Here is a 19,349-nt window from a genome sequence, read left to right on the forward strand (position 1 = left end):
ATTTGCGTGCAGCGGTATTTGATAGTGGTATAGGTGGTCTCACAGTTGTTAAGAGCCTTGTAGAGCATAAGCTCTTTGATGAGATCATCTATTATGGCGATACTGCCCGCGTCCCCTATGGACCCAAGGATAAAAATACAATTATCCGCTACTCTCTTGAAGCACTGGAATTTTTCAAAAACTTCGATGTAGATATGTTGATAACCGCGTGCAACTCTGTCAGTGCTCACGCCATTGAAGAGCTAAGAGAAGTTGCTCCTTTTCCTGTTGTTGGAGTCATAGAGCCAGGTGTTTTGGCACTTGAGAAAAAGCTACTCGATAAAAAGAGCAATATCCTCATCATAGGTACAAAAGCAACAATTGAGAGCCAAAAATATCAAACACTCTTGCATCAGCGGGGATACACAAACCTCATTGCCAAAGCCACACCCCTTTTTGTACCAATAGTTGAAGAAGAAATCTTTGATGGTGAAATATTAGAAGCCACAATGCACCACTATTTTAGAGATCTTAGCCCTCATGCAGTTATATTAGGATGCACTCACTTTCCTCTCATCGCCAATCAGATCAGTAACTATTTTAACAGCAAGGCTCTTTTGATTCACTCTGGAGAAGCAATTGTTGATCATTTAGAAAATAACTATCAAATCAAAAGTTCTCAAAAAGAGCCAATCCTCAAACTCTTTGCTTCAGAAAATCCAGAAAAACTCAAAAGAGTAGCTGCCAAATGGCTCTCAGTTTAATTGTAAAATAATCCTTTTTCCGTTTGAGAGAACTAGTTTCACCCTCTGCCCCGGTTTTCCCTCGATACGTATTGCAATAGTGTTGATACCTTTCATATATCCTTTGATATTGACATTTTTTGGACAATAGTAGCGATAGGTTGTGATTTTATCGGTAGGGCTACAGGGCTGCCAATAAAGTTCATACCACCTATTTGGCTTGATTTTTATAACTTTCTTCTTTAATACGATGAAATTTTTAGTAGGCTTTTTGGTTGAAAAACTCCATGTGAGGCTACGTATTTGACCTCTATAGCTATAGATTAGCGAAGCTCTATACATCTTGCCCCATTCCAAAGCTTCTGGTATATAGGCAAAATCGTAACTTGAAAAGATATGCATCCTATCATTTGTCCTGTCAATTTGCTGCAAAAGTCGGATTTTTTTGCCATTGTGATCTTTTAATTGAAAAACGATAATCTTTGGTCGCTGCGAAAAATAAAATGGATTAAAGCGAATAGTTATCGGATAGCCCTCAAGCAAATAGCGATAAGGATTTGGTGACTCTGGATAAGCATAGGGAACTACTGATATTTGCTTCGTAGGCCAGTAGATAATTGGTGGATTTAATTTTTGATTCATTGCTATAGCTCTTTGGTAGCGAGAAACTGCTAGAGGTTTTTTACAAATATTCGTATAGACTTTCCCTATTCGCGCATATGCACTCTCACACGCCTGCCTGACTAAGCTCCTTCCCATGTCTACTACTGTTATCCCTTTGCTATCATATCCGATTCCAACCTCATCAATACTCCAATCCATAAAGCCCAATCTATGATACAGAGTTGCAAAAAGCATATCGATTGATGTAGAGACATCTTTGCCATAAGCGATATTTTCTATCACATCATATGTGCTATAGCCAAATCGCACTGCCCTATCACCAGCGTGCAATCCACTAAAACCACTTTTGCTTCGAGATTCAGTATGACCTGTAGTGTGGTGAAATGCCAAATAGTGTGCATGAGCGGTAGCTGCTTTTTCTAAAGTTAAGTTTTTGTGCAAAGGAATCATTCCTAAAGCTTGGCGATAGTGATTGAGGTAGTTATACCCGTGCTCTAGCCTCAAATCTCTTTGGATATACTCTTTTTGCGCACAGCCAAAAAAGAGCAAGAGGATAATAAATGTAATAAGCAAGGATATTCTCATATATTTTTGCCTATAAGTCCTTCAGTTATAATAAGTTTGATATCCCATTTGGGCTTTATGATTTTTGGTATTTTCACTTGGCTCCAATCTGGCTCTTTGCAGCTCTTTATTGCATTAGCCATCATGCTATCAAGTGGATACAAAAGAGTTAGATCGTTTTTAGATTTATAAAAAACGGCGACATAAAAGTCTCCCTCATATATTACCACTCCACTCTTTTCCCAATACTCTTTGACATGCATCCTAAAAATATTTTCTATCAACTCATTGTAAGGCATTTTGATCGCGTGCTGTTGGTTTGTGAGATTGATGCGCTCTACAACTATCTCTTGCTTGTTTGGAAGCTCAAGATACTCTCTATCAATCATCAATTCATCTATTAGATCACTCTCGTATTTGAGAGATTTGACCCGAATTTGTAGATTGCAGCTTTTATCATAAATCTTTAGCTTACCATCTTGCAGTGAAATTTTTCTCGCATCACTTTTATAAAAGAAAAAGAGCAAGAGAAGTAAAAGAACAAAAATCAATCCTACTTTCATAACAAACCTTTAAAGATGATAAAGTATAATTATACTATTACTACAAAGGATCGGTTTTGGCTCTGGCTCTTAAGTATCGCCCGAAACGTTTTGAGGATCTTATCGGACAAGAGGCGATTTCACAGACACTGCAGCGTGCACTCGATACCAGGCAACTAGGTCATGCTTATCTTTTCAGTGGCCTTCGAGGTAGTGGAAAGACAAGTACTGCACGTATCTTTAGTAAAGCCCTCATCTGTGATGAAGGCCCTACAAGCACACCATGCGAGAAGTGTGAAAACTGCCTTGCTGCCAATGAAAACCGTCACATCGACATTATCGAGATGGATGCAGCAAGCAATCGTAAAATCGATGATATTCGCGAGCTCATAGAACATACCAAATATAAACCTGCACAAGCTAGATACAAAATCTTCATTATCGATGAAGTACATATGCTTACCAAAGAGGCCTTCAATGCACTACTTAAAACCTTGGAAGAGCCGCCAGAATTTGTGAAATTTATCTTAGCAACCACAGATCCACTTAAACTCCCAGCTACAATCCTCAGCCGAACACAACATTTTCGCTTCAAAAAGATTGCACAAAGTGATATTTTAAAACATTTGGAGTTCATTCTCAATAATGAAGGTGTTGATTTTGAGTATGAAGCACTTAAAATTTTAGCAAGAAGTGGAAGTGGAAGTTTACGAGACACTCTCACTCTTCTTGATCAAGCAATAACATACAGCCAAGACAAAATAACTGTAGAGAGTGTTACAAGAATGCTTGGGCTTGTCGATCCACAAATTATAGCCTCAATCTTTGATACTATTTTGCAAGGGAACAGAGAAAAACTTATACAAATTGCAAAAGAAATTGGTGACTATCAGGCTGAAATGCTTCTTGATGAGATGATAATATATCTCAAAGAGCAGCTCTTTGCCAAAAATCCGAAATTTTCTACAATGCTTTACGAGCGCTTTTTTAAAATTCTCAGTGATGCAAAGAGCCTCCTCTTTTATGGGAGTGATGATGAGTTCGTCATAACGTTGACTTTTCTAAAACTTGCTGAAGCAACCAAAATAAAAGAAATAGAAGAACTGATAAACGAACTCGAAAACAATACCCAAACAACACCATCTGCGCAACACACTAACATGCAAGATACTCTGCAAATCTCTCCAGCTACAGCCAAAGAGACAAAGAAGAACCAGTTTGAACAACTTATAGAAAAACTTTATGAGAGAAATTATGAACTTGGTGAATGTTTTGAAAAGAGTATAAAATTTGTTAGTTTTAATGACGGAGTACTCACCTGGCAAAGCAATCCGCCACAAGAGTGTAAAGAGAAGCTCAAGAACTCCTACCCTACTATCCGTCACTTTGTCCAAGAGATCTTTGGTGTGAACACAAAGATCAAAAAGGTTGATCCGCCAAAGGAGGAGCGTGAAGCCTGCTCTTCGATGATCGAGCAGGCAGAATTTGGAGGAAGCTGCATCCAAAAAGAGGCAGGTCTTGCAGCTAAAGAACTTGAAGCGGAGGATCTACTCAATACCCCGGTCGTGCAAAAAGCAAAAGAGCTCTTTAAAGCCAAACGAGTAACAATCAAACCAAAGGTCTAAAATTCACCCAACAAAGCCTTCACTCTTTGCTCTTGCTCTTTTCCTTTGCAATACTCTTTGCAAAACTCTACAATTTTGCCATGGAATCTTGCATAAATTTGTGAGAGTGGCAATTCCTTCCCGTAAAGATCATAGATTTTGCCCAAATTTTGGATGATAGCATCACTTAAAAACTCCTGCAACACATCATAACTTTCAAACTCATACCCAAAAAAGCGTAAAAGTTTGGCTGTATAAGCATCCACTACCAAGAAATCTTTGTAGCAAGCGTAGTTGAGGATGCTATCTGCAGTCTCAAGACCTATACCTTTTTGATGTAACAACCAGCTTCGCGATGGTTTTATTTTAAAGGCAGTAAAACTCCCAAACTCATCAAGCATGTTTTGTGTCAGTTTTTGGATACGAAAGGATTTTGTATTATAAAAACCTGCCGGTTTGATGAGTGATGCGAGCTCTTTTTGAGGAAGCTTGAGAATCTTTTCTTCTTCTATTGTGCCAAGGGCACTTCTGAGATTATTGAGCGCTTTTTCTACATTTTCCCATTTTGTATTCTGCGTTAAAATAGCTCCAACGACAACTTCAAAACTTCCACTATTTGGCCACCAATATGGGTCGCGACTCCCTGCATCGATGCCAAGCTCTTTGAGCCTTTTGAGGAGCTCATAGCCAAGCATTACTCTACCCTTGCCTTATGAACTATTTGCCACCCTTCATCGTCATAGGCCTTTATCTTCGATGCATCCACACATCTTCCCTCTCTATCAAACTCAAAGACAATCATTTGCAAAATCGCCTTGCACTTATCTGGCACATCAAAGTGTCCAGGAAGTCCTGTAAGAAATCTTTTGATAGGTACATCTTCTTTCATACCGATCACATTGTCCCTGCAGCCTGTCAGTCCTACATCTGTTACATACCCAGCTCCCCCATCAATACATAAATCATCAGTACCTATATGTGTATGTGTCCCAGCAAGTGCGCTTATACGATCTTTGAGCATCAAAAACATTGCTCTCTTTTCGCTTGTAGCCTCTGCATGGAAATCGATGAAGATATTTTTTATACCCTCCCCACGCAGCACTTCTACAATCTTATTGGCTGCGATGAAGGGATTTTCTACCATAGGCATAGTAAAATATCCCATGATATTGATAACTGCAAGATTGAGTTCATCGATTATTTTAAAACCTCTTCCTGGAACTCCCTCAGGATAATTGATGGGTCGAAGAAGTGGCAACTCTTCCAAAAGCGGGATGATCTCCTTTTTATCCCAGGTGTGATTGCCACCGGTCATGAGATCGATTCTTGCATCAAAGAGCTCCTTGGCATTTTTGGCAGTGAGGCCAAAACCGTGACTAGCATTTTCATAGTTTGCTACAATGAAATCGAGCTCAAGCTCTTTTTTGATTTGTGGCAAATAACGCTTGATCATCTTTCTTCCAGGTTTCCCTACCACATCACCAATAAATCCTAGCTTCATCTAGTTCCTTTTAGCTTTTTACATAGCGCAAAACTGTGCGCAAAATATCCTCATCATCTTTGCTTGGAGCTTTGAGCTGCTCTTTTTTATCGCCATAATCGATAGTAATATTTTGATTATAGTTACTAATACGTTTGATACCTCGCTCTTTTGCACGCAATTTTATCTCAATGAGATCGAGAAAATTTCTTGTCACCTCATCTATTTTGCCATAGCGATCTTTGATCTCCTCCTCAATATCGCTAATCTCTTCAACATTTGTGACATGAGAGAGTCTGCGATAGAGCTCGAGCTTGAGCCTGTCCTCAGCCACTACATCACTGCTTATATATGCATTGACACTGAGTTTGAGCTCCACTTCACTCTCTTCTTCTAGTTCGCCTTTTGTAAGTTTTGTGATAGCATCTTCAAGCATCTTCAGATAGAGGCTATAGCCGATGTTTTTGATATGCCCGCTTTGCTGCGCTCCTATGATATTGCCACCACCACGAATTTCAAGATCATAGTAAGCCAAAGCTGCACCACTACCAAGATAGGAATTGGACTCAAGCGCAATGAGTCTTATCTTCGCATCATCAGTGAGTGCCTCTTTATCCTCTACAATATAGTAGCAGTACCCCTCTTTGGTTGATCTTCCCACGCGTCCTCGCAACTGATGCAGATCTGCAATACCAAAGCGATCGGCACCCTCTACAATAATAGTATTGACATTTGGCATGTGGATACCACTCTCAACAATAGAGGTAGAGAGCAAAATATCATATTCCCCTTTTGCAAATTTGATGAGTTCTTTTTCTGTAGTAGTACTTGATATTTTAGAATGAAGCACTAATATCTTCTTACCAGGTAAAAAACTCTCAAGCTCTTTACGTTTCTCTTCTATACCTGCTATAGAGTTATAAATGTAAAAAACTTGCCCCCCACGGCGCAGTTCTCGCAATATTATCTCTTTGATAAGCTTCTGGTCATACTCTTTTACATAAGTACGTACAGGTTTTCTCTCTTCTGGTGGAGTGCGAATTTCTGCTAAATCTTTGATTTGACTAAGTGCCATATTGAGACTGCGGGGTATTGGTGTAGCACTCATGGAAAGAATATGCACATCTTTGCTAAACTCTTTAAGTTTCTCTTTTTGCTTCACTCCAAACTTATGCTCTTCATCGATTACTACAAGCCCCAAATTTTTGAAATTTGTACCAAAGAGAGCATGTGTTCCGACAACAACATCAATTTTGCCCTCAGTAATGGCCGCCAAACGCTCTTTTTTCTCTTTTGCACTTACAAAACGGTCAATTTTTGTCACACTTATACCATATTTTTCCAAACGCTCTTTGAGGGTTTGATAGTGCTGGTTTGATAGGAGCGTAGTTGGTACAACTACAGCAGCCTGATAACCATTTTTGACCACTGCATAAATCGCATTCATAGCTACTTCAGTCTTACCAAACCCTACATCTCCACTAAGAAGCATATCCATTACTTTGCCACTACTAAGCCTCTGTAAAATTGCATCAATAGATTTTTCCTGATCCTCAGTATAAACAAATCCAGCCTCTCTTTGAAAAAGCTTTAAGTCCGGAGGAATAACTATCTTTTTGCCAGGGCTAAGTGCTCTTTTTGCAGAAAGCTTCACTATATCTGCAGCTATCTCAAAAAGGCGCTCTTTGACTTTTGCTTTGAGACGACTAAAAGATTGACTTCCTAGCTTGTCAACGATAGCCATACTCCCACTATCAGCTACATAACGACTCAAAATTTCGAGGTTTTCTACAGGTACCAAAAGCTTATCTTCACCAGCATAGGCAATCTCAACAAAATCTCGCTTAGCACCTAATATCTCAATTTGGCGCAGTCCTTGAAAGATTCCGATACCGTGTTGTTCATGAACCACATATTCACCGATCTTAAGTTCGTCCAAAACAACGCCGGCTCGCTTTGTGCGGCGTTTTTTTGGTTTATTAAGAGAGATTATTATCTCCTTGGGACCTTCGATATTGAGATATGCATCTTTATAGATAAATTTCACTCTATCAATTTGCTTGATGGAACTGCGCCGTGCGATTTCAGGAGATTTGACTACGACTTTAATGTGCTTCTCTTTGTGGGTTATGAGAGCATCAATGTCAATTACTTCAATATCTCTATACTCTTTTGCCATAGGAATTTCACTGCTGCGTACCACACCCTCTTCTTGAAAGATGTCGTTACGTTTGGCTACCCACAAACCCACACTTCTTAAATCCTTTTCAAATACATCAAAATCACTTGCTTCAATTGCACTCTCAAGCTCTTCATCCATGATAAGATGAGCCGGATATAGAGTTACCTCCTCAAGTTCATCTTGGCTACTACGCTGCGTAGATGGATCAAAGTAGCGGATAGATTCTATCTCATCATCAAAGAGGCTGATACGTATAGGTTTCTCTAAATTTGGAGGGAATATATCGATAACATCCCCACGAAAACTTGCCTCCCCTTTTGCTTCAATAATATCGACAAAACTATATCCCCATGAGAGAAGTTTATCTTTTAGATTCTCTAGATTGATACTTTGACCAAACTCAAGCTGCATACGATCAAAATATTTGCGCTCAGGAACTTTGAGTGCTGCGGTGGCTTGCGGAACAATGAGCATCTTTGGATTATGATAAAAATCATTGAGCGCCGTAAGATATATATCCAACTCTTCTTTAAATACGCGTAAGTCATCACCTTCTTGCGCTCTTATATCAGGAAGCACGATATGATCTATATCTAAAATTTTAGCCACACTGCTTATGTATTGCGCCTCTTTTTCATTCTCTGTAATAATAATTTGGGGTTTGGAAGATTTTAGATATTCATAATATTTTGCCCACATCGCTTCATAAACTCCTCAACCACGCTAAATGATCCATACACTAGATATTTTTTGTCCCTCTTTATACCATCAAAATAGCTATATTGCAAGCCAAGTCTTTGTAAAGTTTTAATAAGTGTATTCTCATCTACAATGCGTTCATTTGCTACCGGTAAAATCTCTACTTTTGCAATTTTGGGCGCTAAAGTTTGCAAAATTTTCTCATACTCTTTATCAGCATATGTATTGTAGACCAAGATAGTCCCGGGCTCAATGAGATTACTTATAGCTTTTGCAGAGAGGAGATTGTGCCCTACATCGAGAGTAACATTGCCAATTTTTTGCATACGACCTGGCAAGCGGTAATTGATAACTTTGCTAGGATGAGCCACTATACCCAACGCTTTTGCTCCCTCGAGGGCTAGAGCTAAATTTGAAGTAAAAAATGGAGCCAAACCTTGTGTCTCAACAATCCTTTCTAGCTCTTTAGAAGGAGTTGCAACCTTATAAGAGATTTGCAGTTTTTGAGCAACTTCATACACCTCAACATGGAGCTGAGGAGCCATGATAGCCCCTTTTTGTACAGCTTTGAGTTTTGTGCGTGCAATCTCTTCGATATTCTCACCCAAAAAGTCGCTATGATCATAATCAATGGGAGTAACAAGAGTCAAAATATTTGGAAAGACTGATGTAGCATCATACTCTCCACCAAGTCCCGCCTCCATCACCACATAATCACACTGCTCAAATGCCAATATTGCGAGAAAAGTAGTATACTCAAAGTAGCTGAGTTCATCTGCTTGATCGTCTAAGAGCTTTTGTGCTTTACTATGCACCTCATCCAACCTCTCATCACTTATCTCTTTGCCATCTATCCAGATACGCTCATTGAAGCGAAAAATATGTGGCGAGGTGTAATGCCCAACCTTGTAACCAGCCTCTTTGATGGCTCCTGCCAAAAAGCGTCCGGTAGATCCCTTGCCATTGGTACCAACAATGTGAATGATTGGTGGGATACGCAGCTTTGGTGCTATCTCGCTATAGGCTCGCTGCATCCTTGCTGGATCAAACTTTTTGTAATAGAGGGGCTTGGTATCGAGATACTCTTTTACTCGCAACTATCTGCTCTTTGCCATTTGTGCTATGAATTTATCGATAGCCTTCTGGGAGGCTCTGCGTATAGCATCAAAGCGCATAGTATCGGTGATGATGGAGTTTGGCTCAATTGCAAAATCGTAATACCCGTCAGTTGTTATGCGCCGTTTGCCTTTTTGATCTCGCACATCAAAATCGAGTACAATTTTTGCCCGGTACTGATCTACATAGCCATAGGTATTACGCTCAAGTGGAGCAAAGGAGAGGGAGCGAACACGTACATTAATCTTGGTTTGGGCCTGATCATATGAAACAAGATGGTTGCCAAACCGGTATAGTAGAGCTCTATTAACTGCATCTTTGATAATCAACGCATCTTCCGGATCGTTGAGTAGGACATTAACATGAATGTAAATTTTTTCTTTGATATTTTCTTGCAGGTAGCGGCTTGATGGTTTATACCCACAACCAGTCAAAGCAAAAACCAACAAAGCCACTACCAAAAACCGCATTCCTACCCTTTTACGACAATATTGACGAGTCGTCCTGGAACTACAATCTCTTTGATAATCTCTTTGCCTTCGATCCACTTAGCTCCAGCCTCTTTTGCCATAGCCAAGACCTCCTCTTTGGATGCACTCTTTGGCACCTCGATCTCAGCCCTTCTTTTGCCATTAACGGTCACTGCTATCTTGATAGTATCCTCTTCTAAAGCAGTTTCATCAACTCTAATAGCACCAAAGTTCTTCCGTTCAAAGAGTCGCTGTGCTATCTCCCAACTTATATGCGGAATAATAGGCTCGAGAATATTTGTAAGTATCCAGTATCCTTCACTCCATATGAGTGCATTATCTTGGGCACTTAATGCATTGAGCGCTTCCATTGCTGCTGCTATGAGTGTATTAAAATTGAAATTTTTCTCATAAACATCATGCGATTTTTGCAAAGCCTCATAGACCTTTTTGCGTGCGGTTTTTTGCTCTTTTGTAAGAGATTTTGGATCAAACTGCGGTAGCTCTGCAATCGGCTTGGCATTGAAACTTCTCTCATAAAAACGCTTGATAAATCTATAAGCTCCTTCCACTCCAGCATCACTCCACTCCAGCTCTTTTGCTGGAGGAGCTGCAAAAAGAATGAAGAGTCTCGCTGTATCAGCTCCATATTTTTCTACAATTTCATCTGGATCAACTGTATTGCCTTTGGATTTACTCATTTTAGCACCGTCTTTGAGTACCATTCCTTGTGTGAGGAGTCTCTTAAATGGCTCATCTAGATTCACATAGCCAAGATCTCGCAACACTTTTGTGAAAAATCTCGCATAAAGAAGGTGCAAAATAGCATGCTCGATCCCACCGATATACTGATCTACCGGCATCCAGTAGTCTGTATCAGTTTTGCGAAAAGGCACCTCTTCCCAAAATCTTCGAGGAGTAGTGTAGCGCAAAAAATACCAACTAGACTCTACAAATGTATCGAGAGTATCGGTCTCTCTCTGGGCATCTGCACCACACTGCGGACATTTGGTATGCTTCCATGTAGGATGAAGCTCTAGTGGATTCCCTTCACCTGTTATTGTTACATCTTCTGGCAAAGTCACAGGGAGATTCTCTTTTTTTTCTGGTACTATGCCACACTTTGGACACTTTATGAGTGGGATCGGCGTACCCCAGTAGCGCTGACGCGATACAAGCCAATCTTTGAGACGGTAGTTGATTGTACGTTTACCTAATCCCTTCTCTTCAAAATATACGATTATTTTTTCTTTTGCCTCTTCACTCGGAAGTCCACTAAACTCTCCACTATCAAAAAGTATACCTGGCTCAGTATATGGCTTAGTAGTATCAAGTTCCCCATCTTTTGGTTTGATAACATATTTGATAGGGAGATTATACTTTTTGGCAAACTCAAAATCTCTCTCGTCATGGGCAGGAACTGCCATCACTGCACCACTCCCATACTCTGTAAGCACAAAGTTTGCTACCCAGACAGGGATCTTTTGTCCAGTTAACGGATGGATGGCATAGATATCTAAAAAGACTCCCTCTTTCTCAGCCTGCTGGCGTGTCCTTGCATTTTGGTTTTGCATAACGCAGATCTTTTGCTCACTCTGGCTATCAAGGAGTCCCTTATTGATCAATTCTTTGACGATCGGGTGTTCAGGTGCGAGAGCTGCATACGTAACACCATATATTGTATCTGGACGGGTTGTAAAGACCTCAAAACCTTCAAAGCCACTTTTTTGTTGGCTCTCTTCATCAAGCTTCATAGTAAAACCCAAGCCCTGGCTTTTGCCTATCCAGTTACGCTGCATTGCAATAACCTGGCTCGGCCAATTGCCTTCAAGTTTTTGCAGGTCTTGCAAAAGCTCTTCAGCATAATCGGTAATTTTGAGAAAATACTGCTCAATATCTTTTTGGACTACCTCTGTATCACAACGCCAACAGCGCCCTTCAATTACCTGTTCATTTGCCAAAACTGTCTTATCGTGTGGACACCAGTTGACAGCAGCTTTCTTGCGATACATCAATCCTTTGTTCCACATATCGATAATGAAGCTTTGCTCCCATTTGCTATAGAGTTCATCACATGTGGCAAACTCACGCTCATATGAAAAGCTCAGCCCCAGACTATCGAGCTCTTTGCGCATATATGCTATATTTTCATATGTCCATTTTTTCGGATGGACTCCATGCTTGATAGCGGCATTTTCGGCCGGCATACCAAAGGCATCCCAACCGATTGGATGCAACACATTCCGTCCCGCTTTTCTGTGATAGCGCGCTAGTGCATCACCGATGGTGTAGTTGCGCACATGACCCATATGAATGCGGCCACTTGGATAAGGAAACATAGAGAGCACATACATTTTTGGCTTATTATACTCTTCGCTTGGCTCAAAACTCCCCTGGTCTTTCCAAAAATCTTGCCATTTTTTCTCTATACTTTTTGGATCATATTTGCTCATTAAACCATTCCTTGTTCATACATTGCTCGCATCTTCTCTTTTTCTTGCTGCCGTTTGCGTTTCTCTGCCAATTTTTTGCGATATTTTTCAAGATCAAATCCCAAAATAGTTAGCAGTGGAGAAGCGATGAAGATAGAACTGTATGTACCAACAATAATACCAATTAATAGCGTAAAACTAAAGCCTCGAATTATCTCTCCTCCAAAGAGGTAGAGTGTGAGAACCACAAAAAATGTCGTCAATGAGGTAAGTACCGTACGTGAGAGGGTCTTTGTCACTGCTTCGTTGATAACTTCATTGAGGCTGCGCAGTTTTGTCGACTCGATTATTCCTTCACGAATACGGTCAAATACAATAATGGTATCGTTAAGAGAATATCCTAGGAGTGTAAGAATAGCGGCAAGGATATCGAGATTGACCGGAATTGAAAAGAGACTTATAGCTCCCATTGCGATACTCACATCATGTACAAGAGCCAAGACACTCGCGAGGGCAAATCTCCACTCAAAGCGTATGGAGACATAGATCAAGATGGCTAAAATCGCAATCACAGTAGCCATTAACCCTTTTTCTCTGAGCTCTCCACCAACCTTTGGTCCAACCATATCTACGCGGCGTATCTCATAGTTTCCTGTCCCAGCAAGTGCTTTGCGTGCTAAATCTCCGATATCTTGCTTGAGATTTTTGGTAGAGGTTTTGAGGCGTATAACGATCTCGTTGTCACTTCCAAAATATGTAACACTTGCATCTTTGAATATTGCACTCTTTTTGAGAACCTGGCGAATCTTGGAGATCTCTACCGGTTTATCATAGCGCACCTGTACTATTGTCCCCCCGGCAAAGTCGATACCAAAATTGAGCCCCTTTATAAATAGAAGTGCCCAAGAGCCTATTACCAAAAGGGCAGAAACTGCCATGAAATATTTAGCTTTGCCCATAAAGTCATAAATTTTATCTGCTTTAAAAAACTCCATATCAGACCTTTATCCCAAACCAAAGGTTATAGTTTTTGCTACGCTCAATCTTATCCATGAGTGCTTCATAGATCCCGTGTGTACCAACAATGGCTGTAAGCATAGATGCCAAAATACCTATACTCATTGTGATTGCAAACCCTTTGATTGGTCCCGTTCCATAAGCATAGAGTACAATTGCAGCGATGAGAGTAGTGATATTTGCATCCAAAATTGCGCTCATCGCATTTTTGTAGCCTTGTTCTATCGCTTTGCGCACCGAAACGCCAGAGCGCAGAAGCTCACGGATCCGCTCGTTGATAATAACGTTTGCATCCACAGCCATACCTACTGTCAGCACGATACCAGCCATCCCAGGAAGTGTGAGTGTAGCACCAAAGAGTGCCATGATTCCAATGATCAAAAAGAGGTTTGCAATGAGTGCGATATCTGCTATAACTCCAGCGATACCGTAGTAGAGAATCATAAAGAGTACTACAAGCACAAAACCACTCATGAGAGCGATCATACTTGCACGCACGCTATCAGCTCCAAGGCTTGGTCCGATGCTGCGCTTCTCTTCCATATAAACTGGAGCCAAAAGTGCCCCACTTCGCAGAGCGATCGCTACATCGTGCGCTTCTTGGACACTAAATCCACCACTTATCTGCCCGCTTCCTCCACCAATACGCTCACGAATTACAGGAGCTGAATAGACAACATTATCAAGCACAATCGCCAGGCGTTTACCGACATTTTTGGCAGTGAAGTCTGCGAAAATTTTGGCTCCTTGGGAGTTGAGTGTGAAGTCTATAACTGGTTGGTTGTTTTGGTCAAATGCAACTCTTGCATCCGTAATCATGCTTCCATCGAGGATGGGAATCTCTTTGACGAGATATTTGCGACCATTACGGTCTTTGAGGATGATATCTCCATACTCAGCTGCCTCCTCGGGGCTCATCTGATCAGCTCTTGCCTGTCTTGCTTCATCCACAGCCATAAGTTGGAGGTGAGCTGCTTTTGCTATGAGCTTGCGCACGCGCTGCTCTTGCTCAGGCGTTTTGATACCAGGAAGCTCGACTAAAATTTTATCTTTTCCCTGCTTCGCAACTGTAGGTTCTGCTAGACCAAACTGATCGAGTCGATTGCGGATGGTATCGACTGCTTGCTTGATAGCATACTCTTTTATCGATTTTACCTCTTGCGGTGTGAGAGCAATTGTATATTTGAGACCATCTTTTTTGACCACGAGTCCCTTTTGCTGCTGCAAAAACTCTTCAATCTTAGGGGCATCGTCACTATCTAAGAGCTTAAAAGAGATGCCATTGTCGTTGACGCGCAATTCATCCATGAGAATATCGTTGTCTTCTGCGTAGTATTTGATCGCTGCCGCAATCGATTTGATCTTAGAAGCAACTGCCTTTTTTGTATCGACTCCCAGAAGCATATGCAAACCGCCCTGGAGATCTAACCCTAAGGTAATCTTAGGACCAAAGGAGAGATTGAGGAGTGATGGCACACTGAGTGCAACACCAGCGATAAAAACCAGAACAAAAATTACGAATCTATAGTTGAGCCATTTCATCTCTTAACTTTCAAGTTTTTTTGCGATGTAGCTCTTTTCGATTTTTACTTCAGTGTTATCTGCAATTTTTGCTTTGATAAAATTCTCCTCATTTTTGACAACTTCTGCTATGATACCACCAGTAGTGACGATTTTATCGCCTTTTTTGAGATTTTCTACCATCTCTTTATGTTTTTTTGCCTGTTGCTGTTGCGGTCTAATTATGAGAAAATAGAAGATCGCAAAAATGATAATAAGCGGAAGGAGTGATCCAAGAATGCCTGCGCTTTGTCCCTGCATGAATATTCCTTTGTTTCAAAATTTTAGTGGATATTCTACCATTAAATTACTAATAAAATCCTTTCTCATAGCTCTGCTTTTAAGTGCCTTTTTATTTCTCGAATATTTTGGGATAAAGAGTAGATTGTTACTCTCTCTCTTTGGAATTTTTGGGTTTTATCTCCTCATCAACTGCAAGCGACTCTTTTGGGTTGGATTTTTTATAGGGCTTTTTTGGTTTTGGTGGATAGGTATGAGCTTTCGCTACTATGATCTCAAAGTCTTCGTACCAATTGCTATCATTTTCATAGCTCTTTTTTATGGAGTTCTTTTCAAGATTATTGAAAGCATTGCAAGAATTGCTGCAAAAATAGCACCTTTTCTCTATCACGTTATACTTGCTCTTGCGCTGTTAGTTCTAAGCTATATCCACCCTTTTGGATTTAACTGGTTCATCCCAGAGATCGTCTTTGTAGATAGCTATTTTGGCTATGATAAGCTTCACTTTGCATTCATTCTTACAGGATTGGTGCTGCTCTCAATGAAAAAAATCTTACCAGCACTCCTTGGTATCACTCTTTTACTCTTTGCGCTCCACTCCTATCCAGCCTCGCCGCTAGCACCACTGCGCATCAAACTTGTCACTACCCATATTCCCCAAGATAAGAAATGGAAAATTGAATATTTACCTACTATCATCAAGCAAAACTTTGCCGCGATCGATGAGGCAATTAATGAACACTACGATGTCGTAGTCTTGCCTGAGAGTGCATATCCCACATTTTTGCAGCGCAATACTGCACTGCTACTTGAGCTTTTAGAGAGAAGCAAAAAAATTACAATCATCACCGGTGCTTTACATCTGCAAAACTCCCGCGTCTACAATGCTACATACCTCTTTGCAAAAGGCAACTACACTATCATGCACAAAGTAGTACTCGTTCCATTTGGGGAGTATGTGCCGTTGCCAAAACCACTAGGAAAATTCGTCAACCACTACTTTTTCAATGATGCTACAGATTTTACTCCTGCAAAAAATCTACAAATCTATTCTGTCGATGGCGTAGAGTTTACCAATGCGATCTGCTATGAAGCCACAGCTGATGTTATCTATACAACACCTACACAATACATCATAGCCATCAGTAATAACGCCTGGTTTTTGCCATCATATGAACCACAACTGCAAAATCGTATAATTAAATATTATGCTACAATACACCATAAAACAGTCTACCATGCAACAAATATCGCCCAGACAAAGGTTATTCGATGATCGCACACAAAGTTACTGATCTTATTGGCAAAACACCACTTTTGCAGCTTGAAGAAAATATCTATGCAAAATGTGAATTTAAAAACCCCGGCGGTAGTGTGAAAGACCGTATCGCCTACAATATGATTAAAGAGGCCCTCGATCAAGGAGTCATCGATAAATCGACTCCCCTAGTAGAACCAACAAGCGGCAATACCGGTATAGCGATGGCTATGATCGCAGCAGCTCTTGGAATGCAAGCAATTATCATCATGCCTGAATCGATGAGTATTGAGCGCAGACGCATCTTAGAGTTTCTTGGAGCCAAACTCATCCTTACACCAGCAAGTGAAGGGATGAAGGGAGCTATCCAAAAAGCGCTAGAACTTACCGAGGAGGGAGCATATATGCTCAACCAATTTGAAAACCCTGCAAACCCAGCTATGCATGAAAAAACCACTGCGCAAGAGATTTTGGAAGATCTGCCTGATATTGATATCTTTGTTGCTGGTGTAGGGACAGGTGGAACCATCACGGGAGTTGGAAGAGTTCTAGCTCCTAAGGGAGTAAAAATAGTAGCAGTAGAGCCCAAAAAATCTCCAGTGCTCAGTGGGGGCAAACCAGGACCTCACAAGATTCAAGGAATTGGTGCAGGATTTATTCCTCGCATTGTTGATACCTCTTTGTTTGCTGAGATTATTACTATCGAAGATGAAGAGGCAATTGCAACAAGCAAAGAGCTAGCACGCACAAAAGGGGTAATGGTAGGTATAAGTAGTGGCGCAAATGTGGCTGCAGCAAAAAAATTAGCAAGCAGATACCCAGATAAAAAAATTGTCACGGTTTTATGTGATACAGCTGAACGCTATCTCTCTACCGATCTTTTTGCATGAAAAAACTCTTCTTTGAAACTATTCGCATAGAAAATGGAGAGATTAAAAACATCTCCTACCACAACAGGCGCTGTAACGAAACGCGCCATCAACACTTTCAAACTTCTCATGAAATAGATTTAGAAGAGTTTATCAATCCTCCAAAAAAGGGGCTTTTTCGCTGTAAAATAATCTATGCCAAAAATATCGAGAGTACCAACTACTATCCCTATACTCCAAAAATTCCCCACTCCTTTTCTCTGCAGTATGCAAATATCGAGTATAGCTACAAGTATCTAGATAGAAGCAAAATTGATGCTCTCAAGCAGCAATCCCCAACTGATGATATAATCATCGTCAAAGAAGGGCTCCTCACAGATACCTCTATCGCCAATATCGCCTTTTGGTACAAAGGAGAGTGGCTTACACCCGCAAGTCCTCTCCTCCCAGGCACAACAAGAGCAAGACTCTTGGAGCAAAGAAGAATCAAAGAGGCACCTCTCACACCAAAAGAGTGCAAAAAATTTGATAAAATGGCTATTATGAATGCAATGATCGATTTTTGTATACTTGATAGTTTCATTATAAAAGGACTATGATGCTCTACGATCTTTTACAAGATGAAGAGTTTGCCATACTTCTCAAAAACCATGCAACAGATGTGATGCTCTACCTTTTTGAAAAAAATGAGGAGTTTGGCGTACTTGTCAATACCCAAATGGTCTCATTTGATCCCATGCTTCCAGATGAGCTCTATCAAAAACTTCCAGAGTTTACCCTCTTTTTGCTTGCTAATTACACTTATGAGAGTGCTCACATAGAAAATGGAAACCTCATCTTTGAAGCAGGCTTTGGACCGGAGAATTTTGGTTCGGTAGTAACTGTACCAATAGAAGCAATCTTGCAAATTATAGTAGACGAGACACCGATATTTGTCAATCTCAGTGCTTCACTCAAAAAGAAAGCGCAGCCAAAGAACTCTATGGAAGCGCTTCTTTCTAATCCAGAAAATAGAAAGTTTTTGAAAAAAGAGGAGTAATTACTTTTTGAATTTGAGCAAGAGATCCACGATTTTCATCAAAAATGGATCATTTTTACGCTCTTTGAGATAGCAGATATAAAATTTCCTCTTGATCTTTTCGCCCTTGATCTTTGCTTCAAAGAGTCTTCCACTCTCTAACTCATCCTCTATTGCGTAGCGTGAGATGATTGATACTGTTGGATGCTCCTTGTCTACAGGAGCACGCAAAACAGAATTGACCACAGCAGTTGAAGAGCTTACTTCACTGATTACATTAAATTTTTTACAGCTGACTCCAAGATTTTCGAAAGTTTCTGCTACAAGTTTACGCGTGTGACTTCCCTCTTCCCTGCATATCCAGTTAAATCTATAGAGATCTTCTGTACGTACATAGCGTGGCAGCTTGGTATTACTAAAGAGCACAAGCTCATCCTCCATCCACTCACGATAAATGAGTCCATCTTTAAATATCGGAGACTCAATGAGCCCTAGATCATATTTTTTGTCTAAAACATTATCGACGATCTTCTCACTTACATCCACTTTGATGAGAATATCATTTTCTATAACTTTTCTAATCTCTCCAATGATTTGTGGCAGGATATAGTTACCAATTGTAAAAGAGGCTCCAAGAATAAATGTCATCTCCTTATTAATTACTTTGAGAAGTTCCTGTTCAGCATTTTGGATACATTTGGCAATCTTTTGCGCAATTTTATAAACCTCTTCACCCTCTTTTGTAAGTCTCACGCCATTCTTTTTACGCTCAATCAGTTTTGCATCAAGTTGTTCTTCTAAAAATTTTATCTGTTGTGTCACGGCTGGCTGCGAGATGCCAAGTTTAGCACTTGCTTTTGAAAAACTCTTCTCTTTTATAACTACCAAAAATGTCTCTAATTTTGTAAAATCTTTAATCATTCATCATCCTTTTAGCTCTTTGTTATGAAAA

The 19,349-nt window shown here is 40.3% G+C and carries 18 protein-coding genes; 6 read left to right on the forward strand and 12 right to left on the reverse strand.

The genetic code is table 11. The features are described from left to right. The first annotated feature begins 2 nt into the window (after positions 1–2). Positions 3–743, forward strand: coding sequence for a glutamate racemase (gene murI, locus JG734_RS07350; protein WP_201332641.1), 741 nt, complete (start codon positions 3–5; stop codon positions 741–743). Here murI and JG734_RS07355 read toward each other — a convergent pair. Beyond that, positions 735–1,931, reverse strand: a complete 1,197-nt coding sequence (locus tag JG734_RS07355) for a CAP domain-containing protein (protein WP_201332642.1) — start codon at positions 1,929–1,931, stop codon at positions 735–737. The two genes, murI and JG734_RS07355, sit on opposite strands and share 9 nt — an antisense overlap. Continuing rightward, positions 1,928–2,473 carry a hypothetical protein gene (locus tag JG734_RS07360; protein ID WP_201332643.1) on the reverse strand — a complete coding sequence of 182 codons (546 nt, stop codon included), beginning with the start codon at positions 2,471–2,473 and terminating at the stop codon, positions 1,928–1,930. The genes JG734_RS07355 and JG734_RS07360 overlap by 4 nt, the downstream gene beginning before the upstream one ends. 56 nt (positions 2,474–2,529) lie before the next feature. On the opposite strand from JG734_RS07360, the gene JG734_RS07365 reads away from it, so the two are divergent. Beyond that, the gene (locus tag JG734_RS07365; RefSeq protein ID WP_201332644.1) at positions 2,530–4,077 is read left to right on the forward strand and encodes a DNA polymerase III subunit gamma/tau; all 1,548 of its coding nucleotides are present in this window, start codon (positions 2,530–2,532) and stop codon (positions 4,075–4,077) included. On the opposite strand, the gene JG734_RS07370 is transcribed toward JG734_RS07365, so the two are convergent. From JG734_RS07370 to yajC, 9 genes are read right to left on the reverse strand one after another with little or no spacing between them, the layout of a single operon-like run. Continuing rightward, positions 4,074–4,751 (reverse strand): 3-methyladenine DNA glycosylase, encoded by a 678-nt coding sequence (locus tag JG734_RS07370; protein ID WP_201332645.1) that lies wholly within the window; start codon positions 4,749–4,751, stop codon positions 4,074–4,076. The genes JG734_RS07365 and JG734_RS07370 overlap by 4 nt on opposite strands. Beyond that, entirely contained in the window at positions 4,751–5,557 is an 807-nt protein-coding gene (locus JG734_RS07375; protein WP_201332646.1) for a TIGR00282 family metallophosphoesterase, read from the reverse strand. The genes JG734_RS07370 and JG734_RS07375 overlap by 1 nt, the downstream gene beginning before the upstream one ends. A gap of 10 nt (positions 5,558–5,567) precedes the next feature. Then, complete coding sequence (mfd, locus tag JG734_RS07380; protein WP_201332647.1) at positions 5,568–8,417, reverse strand: transcription-repair coupling factor; 2,850 nt, start codon at positions 8,415–8,417, stop codon at positions 5,568–5,570. Beyond that, the gene (locus JG734_RS07385) at positions 8,390–9,514 is read right to left on the reverse strand and encodes a folylpolyglutamate synthase/dihydrofolate synthase family protein (protein WP_201332648.1); all 1,125 of its coding nucleotides are present in this window, start codon (positions 9,512–9,514) and stop codon (positions 8,390–8,392) included. Before JG734_RS07385 ends, mfd begins: the two co-directional genes overlap by 28 nt. Then, positions 9,515–10,003 (reverse strand): LPS assembly lipoprotein LptE, encoded by a 489-nt coding sequence (lptE, locus tag JG734_RS07390; RefSeq protein ID WP_201332649.1) that lies wholly within the window; start codon positions 10,001–10,003, stop codon positions 9,515–9,517. It lies immediately after the preceding gene. Positions 10,004–10,005: 2 nt separating this feature from the next. Further along, positions 10,006–12,456 (reverse strand): leucine--tRNA ligase, encoded by a 2,451-nt coding sequence (leuS, locus tag JG734_RS07395; RefSeq protein ID WP_201332650.1) that lies wholly within the window; start codon positions 12,454–12,456, stop codon positions 10,006–10,008. Continuing rightward, a complete protein-coding gene (gene secF, locus JG734_RS07400) occupies positions 12,456–13,430 on the reverse strand; it encodes a protein translocase subunit SecF (protein WP_201332651.1) in 975 nt (324 codons plus the stop codon). The genes leuS and secF overlap by 1 nt, the downstream gene beginning before the upstream one ends. A gap of 1 nt (position 13,431) precedes the next feature. Then, positions 13,432–14,994, reverse strand: a complete 1,563-nt coding sequence (gene secD / locus JG734_RS07405; RefSeq protein ID WP_201332652.1) for a protein translocase subunit SecD — start codon at positions 14,992–14,994, stop codon at positions 13,432–13,434. A 3-nt stretch (positions 14,995–14,997) separates the two neighbouring features. Then, positions 14,998–15,273: a preprotein translocase subunit YajC gene (gene yajC, locus JG734_RS07410; RefSeq protein WP_201332653.1), complete on the reverse strand. Its 276-nt coding sequence runs from the start codon at positions 15,271–15,273 to the stop codon at positions 14,998–15,000. Between yajC and JG734_RS07415 the strand changes: the two genes are divergently transcribed. From JG734_RS07415 to JG734_RS07430, 4 genes are read left to right on the forward strand one after another with little or no spacing between them, the layout of a single operon-like run. Then, a complete protein-coding gene (locus tag JG734_RS07415) occupies positions 15,272–16,528 on the forward strand; it encodes an apolipoprotein N-acyltransferase (RefSeq protein WP_236587034.1) in 1,257 nt (418 codons plus the stop codon). The genes yajC and JG734_RS07415 overlap by 2 nt on opposite strands. Then, entirely contained in the window at positions 16,525–17,400 is an 876-nt protein-coding gene (cysK, locus tag JG734_RS07420) for a cysteine synthase A (RefSeq protein ID WP_201332655.1), read from the forward strand. The genes JG734_RS07415 and cysK overlap by 4 nt, the downstream gene beginning before the upstream one ends. After that, the gene (locus JG734_RS07425) at positions 17,397–17,978 is read left to right on the forward strand and encodes an aminotransferase class IV family protein (RefSeq protein ID WP_201332656.1); all 582 of its coding nucleotides are present in this window, start codon (positions 17,397–17,399) and stop codon (positions 17,976–17,978) included. Before cysK ends, JG734_RS07425 begins: the two co-directional genes overlap by 4 nt. Further along, on the forward strand, positions 17,978–18,418 hold the full coding sequence (locus JG734_RS07430; RefSeq protein ID WP_201332657.1) for a hypothetical protein: 441 nt from the start codon (positions 17,978–17,980) through the stop codon (positions 18,416–18,418). Before JG734_RS07425 ends, JG734_RS07430 begins: the two co-directional genes overlap by 1 nt. On the opposite strand, the gene JG734_RS07435 is transcribed toward JG734_RS07430, so the two are convergent. After that, a complete protein-coding gene (locus JG734_RS07435; RefSeq protein ID WP_201332658.1) occupies positions 18,419–19,318 on the reverse strand; it encodes a LysR family transcriptional regulator in 900 nt (299 codons plus the stop codon). Positions 19,319–19,349: the final 31 nt, after the last annotated feature.

Source organism: Nitratiruptor sp. YY09-18, assembly GCF_016593235.1.
GTDB lineage: Bacteria > Campylobacterota > Campylobacteria > Campylobacterales > Nitratiruptoraceae > Nitratiruptor.

What these genes read in the sequence shown, in the direction of transcription:
- JG734_RS07355 (WP_201332642.1), bottom strand. Translation starts at nt 1,931, where the DNA reads ATGAGAATATCCTTGCTTATTACATTTATTATCCTCTTGCTCTTTTTT.
- JG734_RS07360 (WP_201332643.1), bottom strand. Translation starts at nt 2,473, where the DNA reads ATGAAAGTAGGATTGATTTTTGTTCTTTTACTTCTCTTGCTCTTTTTC.
- JG734_RS07370 (WP_201332645.1), bottom strand. Translation starts at nt 4,751, where the DNA reads ATGCTTGGCTATGAGCTCCTCAAAAGGCTCAAAGAGCTTGGCATCGAT.
- JG734_RS07375 (WP_201332646.1), bottom strand. Translation starts at nt 5,557, where the DNA reads ATGAAGCTAGGATTTATTGGTGATGTGGTAGGGAAACCTGGAAGAAAG.
- mfd (WP_201332647.1), bottom strand. Translation starts at nt 8,417, where the DNA reads ATGTGGGCAAAATATTATGAATATCTAAAATCTTCCAAACCCCAAATT.
- lptE (WP_201332649.1), bottom strand. Translation starts at nt 10,003, where the DNA reads ATGCGGTTTTTGGTAGTGGCTTTGTTGGTTTTTGCTTTGACTGGTTGT.
- leuS (WP_201332650.1), bottom strand. Translation starts at nt 12,456, where the DNA reads ATGAGCAAATATGATCCAAAAAGTATAGAGAAAAAATGGCAAGATTTT.
- secF (WP_201332651.1), bottom strand. Translation starts at nt 13,430, where the DNA reads ATGGAGTTTTTTAAAGCAGATAAAATTTATGACTTTATGGGCAAAGCT.
- secD (WP_201332652.1), bottom strand. Translation starts at nt 14,994, where the DNA reads ATGAAATGGCTCAACTATAGATTCGTAATTTTTGTTCTGGTTTTTATC.
- JG734_RS07415 (WP_236587034.1), top strand. Translation starts at nt 15,272, where the DNA reads ATGAATATTCCTTTGTTTCAAAATTTTAGTGGATATTCTACCATTAAA.
- yajC (WP_201332653.1), bottom strand. Translation starts at nt 15,273, where the DNA reads ATGCAGGGACAAAGCGCAGGCATTCTTGGATCACTCCTTCCGCTTATT.
- cysK (WP_201332655.1), top strand. Translation starts at nt 16,525, where the DNA reads ATGATCGCACACAAAGTTACTGATCTTATTGGCAAAACACCACTTTTG.
- JG734_RS07425 (WP_201332656.1), top strand. Translation starts at nt 17,397, where the DNA reads ATGAAAAAACTCTTCTTTGAAACTATTCGCATAGAAAATGGAGAGATT.
- JG734_RS07430 (WP_201332657.1), top strand. Translation starts at nt 17,978, where the DNA reads ATGCTCTACGATCTTTTACAAGATGAAGAGTTTGCCATACTTCTCAAA.
- JG734_RS07435 (WP_201332658.1), bottom strand. Translation starts at nt 19,318, where the DNA reads ATGATTAAAGATTTTACAAAATTAGAGACATTTTTGGTAGTTATAAAA.